This window comes from Brevundimonas denitrificans, assembly GCF_030160755.1.
GTDB lineage: Bacteria > Pseudomonadota > Alphaproteobacteria > Caulobacterales > Caulobacteraceae > Brevundimonas > Brevundimonas denitrificans.
Genome location: NZ_BSOY01000097.1, coordinates 1 through 6,885, shown reverse-complemented (window position 1 = coordinate 6,885; position 6,885 = coordinate 1). Strand labels below are relative to the sequence as shown.

Below are 6,885 nucleotides of genomic sequence, written 5' to 3'. Positions count from 1 at the left end.
GCCACCATCGGCATCAACTTCCGCTAAAACCGGAAGGCCGAAGGCCAGCAACACAGAGCCGCCGCCTCCCGTAAGGGGGGCGGCGGTTTTGCTTTGGGCGCTTGATCTGAAACCGCCACGGCGCGACGATCGTATGTCGGTCATGGCGCGGGCCCCGTCGCGCAGCCGGAGAACGCCCCCATGTCGCGCCGCGCCGTTTGCAGTCTCGTCATTCTCGCCCTCGCCGCCTGTTCGCCGGGCGCTCCGGCCGAAAGCGCGCCTTCGGGTCCCCAGGCGCGGGACAGCGGCCGGCGCGAGGTCGCGGTCTTCGCCGGCGGATGCTTCTGGTCCGTCGAAGCCAATTTCGAGCGCATGCCGGGCGTGGTCGCGGCCGTATCCGGTTTCGCCGGCGGCCAGGCGGCCAATCCGACCTATGACCAGGTGGTCCGCGGCGGCACCGGCCACCTTGAAGCGGTCCAGGTGACCTTTGATCCGGCCCGCATCACCTATCGCCAGCTGGTCGACCGTTTCTGGCGGACCATCGATCCCACGGACCCTGACGGGCAGTTCTGCGACCAGGGCGCGTCCTACGCGACCGCCGTCTTCGCCAGCCCCGCCCAGAAGCCGGCCGCAGAGGCGTCGCGTCGGGCGGCCGCGGCCCGGATCGGCGCCGCCCGCTTCGTGACCCCGGTCCGCGACGCGGCGAGATTCTGGCCGGCCGAGGCGTATCATCAGGACTTCGCCCGGCTGAATCCGGTTCGGTACGCCGGCTACAGCCGATTCTGCGGTCGGGCCGCCCGCTTGCGGGCGGTCTGGGGCGAATAGGGGTCTCCCGGGGCCCGCCAATCGTTCCGGACCCGGAAGAAATGGTCCGCGACCGCCCGTGAAGCGACCGATGGCGGAATCATCCACAGCTTCGGCCCGGGCCGGGTGTGTCTCTGACGCCACCTGGCCCGGCTGTCATATCACTGTCACACGAATGTCGTCCCACTTTCCGATGGCACGCCTAGAGGGGGCGGGAGATTAGCCGGCTGCCGCCGGTTGCCGGGCGCACGCGCTCTTCTTCATCGGGGATAGATGACAATGACGAACCGCAAACGCGTGTTCTGGGCGACCACCGCCCTCTTCAGCGGCCTTCTGGTCGCAGGCGCCGCTTCGGCCCAATCGTCGGGCACGGTCGCGACCGAAGCCACCGAACTGGACACCGTGGTCGTCACCGGCGTGCGCGGACCCTTCACCACCGACGGCACGCTGGTCGCCGAGACGGTCGCCAAGACCCGCTCGACCATCACCCAGGAGTTCATCGCCACCCAGAACCCGGGTCAGACGATCCTGCAGACCCTGAACCTGGTCCCCGGCCTGAATTTCGTGAACGCCGATCCCTACGGCAACTCGGGCGGCAACATCCGTCTGCGTGGCTTCGACGGCAACCGCGTGTCGCTGACCTTCGACGGCGTGCCGCTGAACGACACCGGCAACTACGCCACCTACACCAACCAGCAGCTCGACCCCGAGCTGATCGAGCGGGCCTCGGTCAACACCGGCACCACCGACGTCGACAGCCCCACGGCCTCGGCCACGGGCGGCACCATCAACTACACGACCGCTCGCCCGCTCGAAGAAGCCGGCATGCAGTTCAACGGCTCGATCGGCGAGTTCAACTATCTGCGCGGCTTCGTGCGCGCTGACACCGGCGCCTTCGGCCCCTGGGGCACGACCGCCTACGTCGCCTACTCCTACACCAACTATGACAAGTTCAAGGGACCGGGCGAACTGGAGAAGACCCAGTTCAACGGCAAGCTCTACCAGGACCTCGGGGACGGCAATTTCGCCAGCGTCTCGGCCCACTGGAACGTCAACCGCAACGATTTCTACAACAACTTCATCACCCAGGCGCAGTTCAACTCGGGAACCTACCTCGAACAGGACCAGGCCTGCTTCCTGCCCAATGGTGGCGCCGGCGCCCAGAACGAGAACACCCAGGCGAACTTCGTCCGCTCGGACGGCACCACCGGCACCGGCAGCTGCACCAACTACCATGGCCTGCGCATCAACCCGTCGAACACGGGCAACATCCGCGGTCAGTTCAGCTACGGCCTGACGGACAACATCCGCTTCACCTTTGACCCGTCCTTCCAGTACGTCATCGCCAACGGCGGCAACTATTCCTTCGCGGCCGAGCGTGACAACCGCTTCGACCAGGACGGCACCAACACCACCGGCGTCGGCTTCGACCTGAACGGCGACGGCGACGTGCTCGACACCATCGCCCTCTATGCCCCGTCGAACACCAACACCCACCGCTATGGCATCATCAGCTCGCTGATCTGGGATCTGAACGAAGATCACCGTCTGCGCGCCGCCTACACCCTGGACTACGGTCGTCACCGTCAGACCGGTGAAGCGACCCTGTTCGGCCGCGACGCCGAGCCGATCAATGTGTTCGGCGGCCAGGAGCGTTGGGGCAGCCCGGACGACCGCGTGTTCGGCCGCGACGGCTCCTTCTATCGCTCGCGTGACCGTTTCTCGATCGCCGAACTGCAGCAGTTCGCCATCGAATACCGCGGCCAGTTCTTCCAGGACGCGGTCACGATCAACATCGGCGCCCGCGCTCCGAATTTCCGCCGTGAGCTGAACCAGTACTGCTACTCGCTGAACGGCACCTCGACCGTCCGCTGCACCACTGAAGCCACCACGCCGGACCTGACCCGTCCGGGCAATGTGACCTTCGTCGGCACCACGGGTTCGTGGATCGCGCCCTACCAGGCCGAGCTCGAGTATAACGACATCCTGCCGAGCGGCGGCGTGAACTGGCGCTTCGCCGACGGCCACAGCGTCTACGCCAGCTATGCGGAAGGCATTTCCGTGCCCCGCACCGACAACCTCTACCAGCCCGTCCGCAGCACGACCGGCGTTCTCGACTTCTCGGCGGTGCAGCCGGAAACGACCAAGTCCTATGACCTGGGCTATCGCTTCCGTAACGACATGTTCCTGGCGCAGGTCGCGCTCTGGTACACCGAGTACGAAAACCGCATCGTGTCCTCGCGCGACAACGATCCGGCCTCGCCGACCTTCGACCTGACCATCGACCGCAACGTCGGCGCGGTCATTCAGTCGGGCCTCGACGCCCAGTTCGGCTGGAACGTCTCTGACACCCTGTCGGTCTACGGCTCGGCCTCGTACAATGAGAGCGAGCTGCAGGACGACCTGTTCCTGGGCAACTTCACCTGCACCAACGCCACCCAGGTCCCGGGTTCCACCCCGCCCTGCGGCCTGGCGCCGGGCATCGTGATCCCGACCTTCCTGCAAACCGCCGGCAAGACCCTGGTCGAGACGCCCGACTGGACCTATTCGGCCCGCATCGACTGGGACGCCACGGCTGATCTGTCGCTGGGCCTGCAGGCCAAATACGTCGGCGACCGCTTCGCCTCCGACGTCAATGACGAGGTCGCTCCCGCCTATACGGTCGTCGACTTCGACGCCCGCTACGACCTGACCAACACCTTCGGCATCCGCGACGCCTATGTGCAGGTCAACGTCACCAACCTGCTCGAGGAAGACTACCTCGGCAACATTTCGACCGGGAACAACTCGTTCGCCGCACCGATCAGCACCGACCCGCGGGTGCCGCTGCGGAGCGGCCAGACCCGGACCTATTCGATCGGCGCGCCGCGCACCGCGGTCATCAGCCTGGGCCTGAAGTTCTAGACCCTTCGATCGACACAGACTGAAGGAGGGGCGGTCCGGCGACGGACCGCCCCTTTCTTTTCGCCCGCCATGCCGTATCCGCGGCGAACCCCGGACGTCCGCATGAGTTGAAGTCGGGGTCCGGCGTGTCTATCTGGCGCGGTCGCCCCCGCCGCCGTTCAGGACGCCCCGCCCCCATGACCATCCTCATCCCCGCCGAATGGTCGCCGCACCGCGCCATGTGGGTCGGCTGGCCCAGCCATGGCGAGCTGTGGGAGGACAATCTCGAACCGGCGCAGGCCGAGGTCGAGGCCCTGGTCCGCGCGCTCGCCGGGCCGGGCCGCGAGATCGTGAAGCTGATGGTCGGCAAGCCCGAGGCCCTGGCCGACGCCCGGCGCCGCTTCGAAGGGGTCGCCAATGTCGAGGTCGTGGACGGCCGGTTCGGGGACATCTGGCTGCGCGACACCGGCCCGATCTTCGGCGCCGGATCGGCCACCGCCTCCGCCTTCCGCTTCAACGGCTGGGGCGGGAAGTACGAGCTCGAACACGACGACACGGTCGCGGACCAGATCGGCGCGGCCTCCGGCGTGCCGCTGGACCGTCATGACTTCATTCTTGAGGGTGGGGCGCTGGATCATGACGGGCAGGGGACCATCGTCACCACCCGCCAGTGCCTGCTGAACCCGAACCGCAATCCTGGCTGGAGCGAGGCGAAAGCTGAGGCCGCGCTTACGGAATCGCTCGGCGCCCGCAAGGTGCTCTGGCTGGGCGACGGCCTGCTCAATGACCACACCGACGGCCATGTCGACAACCTCGCGCGTTTCGTCGCGCCGGGGGTGGTCGCCTGTCCGATCGCCTGGGGCCGGGGCGATCCCAATGACGAGGTCTATGACGCGGTGGCCAGGGCGCTGTCGGAGATGACGGATGCGACGGGTGCCCCGCTCAAGGTCCTCCGCCTGCCTTCCCCCGGATTCATCGGCGACGAGGACGAACGGCCCGTTCCGGCCAGCCACATGAATTTCCTCATCGCCAACGGCGCGGTGATCGTCCCGACCTACGGCAATGATCGCGCCGCCGATCTGGTCTGCCAGGGATTGAAGACCGTCTTCCCGGACCGCGAGATCATCGCCCTGCCGTCCATCGCCATCCTGTCGGGCGGCGGATCCTTTCACTGCATCTCCCAGCAGGAGCCCGCCTGATGGCCCGTACGATCACCGTCGCCGCGCTCCAGACCTCCTATGGCGAGGACCTGCGCGCCAATATCGACAAGACCATCGCCTTGGTGCGTGAGGCGGCGGGCCGCGGCGCGCAGGTGATTCTCCCCAGCGAGCTCTTCCAGGGTCCGTATTTCTGCGTCTCGCAGGAGGAGAAATGGTTCGCGGGCGCCCATCCGTGGCGCGAGCATCCGTGCGTGACCGCGCTGCAGCCCGTGGCGGCCGAACTGGGCGTCGCCATTCCCGTCTCGATCTTCGAGCGCGAGGGGCCGCACTACTTCAACTCCATGGTCATGCTGGACGCCGACGGATCGGCCCTGGGCGTCTATCGCAAGAGCCACATCCCGGACGGCCCCGGCTATCAGGAGAAATACTATTTCCGGCCGGGCGACACGGGGTTCAAGGTCTGGAACACCCGCCACGGCCGCATCGGGGTCGGCATCTGCTGGGACCAGTGGTACCCGGAGACCGCCCGCGCCATGATGCTGCAGGGGGCCGAGGTGCTGATGTATCCGACCGCCATCGGCTCGGAACCGCACGACAAGGAGCTGGACACCGCCGAGCCGTGGCGCCGCGCCATGCAGGGTCACGCCGTGTCCAATATCGTGCCGGTCGTCGGGGCCAATCGCATCGGCCGTGAACAGGTCAATGACGCCGGGCAGGTCTTCTACGGCTCATCCTTCATCGCCGACCACCGCGGCGATCTGGTCGAGAGCTTCGGACGGGACGAAGAAGGCGTGCTGGTGCATGCCTTCGACCTCGACTTCATCGACCGCCACCGCGCCGCCTGGGGCTTCTTCCGCGACCGCAGGACCGACCTGTACGGCTCGCTGGTCAGCCCGCGGCCGGCGTAGTCGCCGCGGGCGCGCTCCACTGCCGCAGCGCGCGGCGTTCGGCGGCGCAGGACGGCTGTGTCAGCCCTTCGACGCGGGCGGCGGCGACCTCGGCCCTGGCGGCTTCCAGCTCGGCCTGGAATTCCGGCTGTGCGGACGCGCGGGCGAACAGCCTGGCGCCTTCGCCGATCCCCGCCTCGACGTCGGAGGCCCGGTTGACCCGGCAGACCGCGCGGCTCCAGGCGATCTCCCGTCCCATGCGGCGCGCGCCCTCAGCCCTGTCGGGCGCGAGCTCCGCGAACAGTTCGCCATAGGCCGCGGCGACGACCGCCCCGCCCGCGGGCCAGGCCGAGGCTGAGCGCGCTTCGGGGGTGAGCCGCTGGCAGGGCTCCAGGCCCTCGATCAGGGCAACAGGTCGTTTCGGGGCGGGAACGGGCGTCAAAGGAACCATGGCCTGGACCAGCGCGTCAGCATCAGCCAGCAGCCGGCTCATGATGCGCGTGAGAGCCGGGCGCGGATGCTGGTTCAGGCGGGTCTCCAGCAGACAGTCGAAATGCTGGGCCGCTTCCGGCGCGCGCAGTTCGGCATGGGCGGTGGCCAGCCACCAGCGGTCTGTGCCCGGCGATACGGCATGGGCCAACGCCAGATCGTTCGCGCCCGGACTGGACATGGCGGGAATGGAGAGCGCGGCCATGCGGCCGACTTCCTGGGCCGAAAGGTAGCCGGAGGGCGGCGGGATCAGAGCCGAAGGACCGCCTGCAGCGGCGCACCCGCCCATCAGAAGGCAGGCGGCCAGGGCGGCGGCCGGTTTCACCGGCCGTTGGTCCAGTCCAGCTGCACGCTGGTCGGGCCGCCTTCGACAGGCGTGGCGACGACGTGCAGCAGCTTGCCGCTGCCGTCCCCGGCGGCGGCGCCATAGGCGCGGGCCTCGCCCGTGTTCATGGCCATGACCGAGGCCAGGCCGGCCGCCTCGGCGCGCTGGCGATAGAAGGCGACCACGGCGTCCGGTGTCGCCTCGGTGGTGAAGCTCAGAATGCCGCCGGGTCCGTCAGGACCGCGCGCGACGGTGACCGGCCCCAGGGCCGTGCCGCCCGGATAGACGACGGCGAAGGCCGGGGCTCCCGGGGCCGCCGGGGTCGCGGCGGCGGAGGATTCAGTCGGGACGGCGGCGG

General features: G+C 68.2%; 6 protein-coding genes. 4 read left to right on the top strand and 2 right to left on the bottom strand.

What is annotated here, in order from left to right:
• Positions 1-180: 180 nt before the first annotated feature.
• The 4 genes from msrA to aguB all read left to right on the top strand — a co-directional run bounded on the left by msrA (position 181) and on the right by aguB (position 5,734).
• A complete protein-coding gene (gene msrA, locus QQJ79_RS14355; RefSeq protein WP_284223604.1) occupies positions 181-804 on the top strand; it encodes a peptide-methionine (S)-S-oxide reductase MsrA in 624 nt (207 codons plus the stop codon).
• 258 nt (positions 805-1,062) lie between these two features.
• Positions 1,063-3,687: a TonB-dependent receptor gene (locus QQJ79_RS14350; protein ID WP_284223603.1), complete on the top strand. Its 2,625-nt coding sequence runs from the start codon at positions 1,063-1,065 to the stop codon at positions 3,685-3,687.
• 176 nt (positions 3,688-3,863) lie between these two features.
• Positions 3,864-4,865: an agmatine deiminase family protein gene (locus tag QQJ79_RS14345; protein ID WP_284223602.1), complete on the top strand. Its 1,002-nt coding sequence runs from the start codon at positions 3,864-3,866 to the stop codon at positions 4,863-4,865.
• Entirely contained in the window at positions 4,865-5,734 is an 870-nt protein-coding gene (aguB, locus tag QQJ79_RS14340) for an N-carbamoylputrescine amidase (protein WP_284223601.1), read from the top strand. Before QQJ79_RS14345 ends, aguB begins: the two co-directional genes overlap by 1 nt.
• On the opposite strand, the gene QQJ79_RS14335 is transcribed toward aguB, so the two are convergent.
• Together QQJ79_RS14335 and QQJ79_RS14330 are read right to left on the bottom strand one after the other, a co-directional pair.
• Positions 5,715-6,527: a phosphatase PAP2 family protein gene (locus tag QQJ79_RS14335; protein WP_284223600.1), complete on the bottom strand. Its 813-nt coding sequence runs from the start codon at positions 6,525-6,527 to the stop codon at positions 5,715-5,717. The two genes, aguB and QQJ79_RS14335, sit on opposite strands and share 20 nt — an antisense overlap.
• Positions 6,524-6,885 (bottom strand): hypothetical protein (locus tag QQJ79_RS14330; RefSeq protein ID WP_284223599.1); only part of this gene is annotated, 362 nt, incomplete at its 5' end. The genes QQJ79_RS14330 and QQJ79_RS14335, both read right to left, overlap by 4 nt.

Excerpts from the sequence above, each read along its gene's own strand:
- QQJ79_RS14350 (WP_284223603.1), top strand. The coding sequence starts at position 1,063 with ATGACGAACCGCAAACGCGTGTTCTGGGCGACCACCGCCCTCTTCAGC.
- aguB (WP_284223601.1), top strand. The coding sequence starts at position 4,865 with ATGGCCCGTACGATCACCGTCGCCGCGCTCCAGACCTCCTATGGCGAG.
- QQJ79_RS14345 (WP_284223602.1), top strand. The coding sequence starts at position 3,864 with ATGACCATCCTCATCCCCGCCGAATGGTCGCCGCACCGCGCCATGTGG.
- msrA (WP_284223604.1), top strand. The coding sequence starts at position 181 with ATGTCGCGCCGCGCCGTTTGCAGTCTCGTCATTCTCGCCCTCGCCGCC.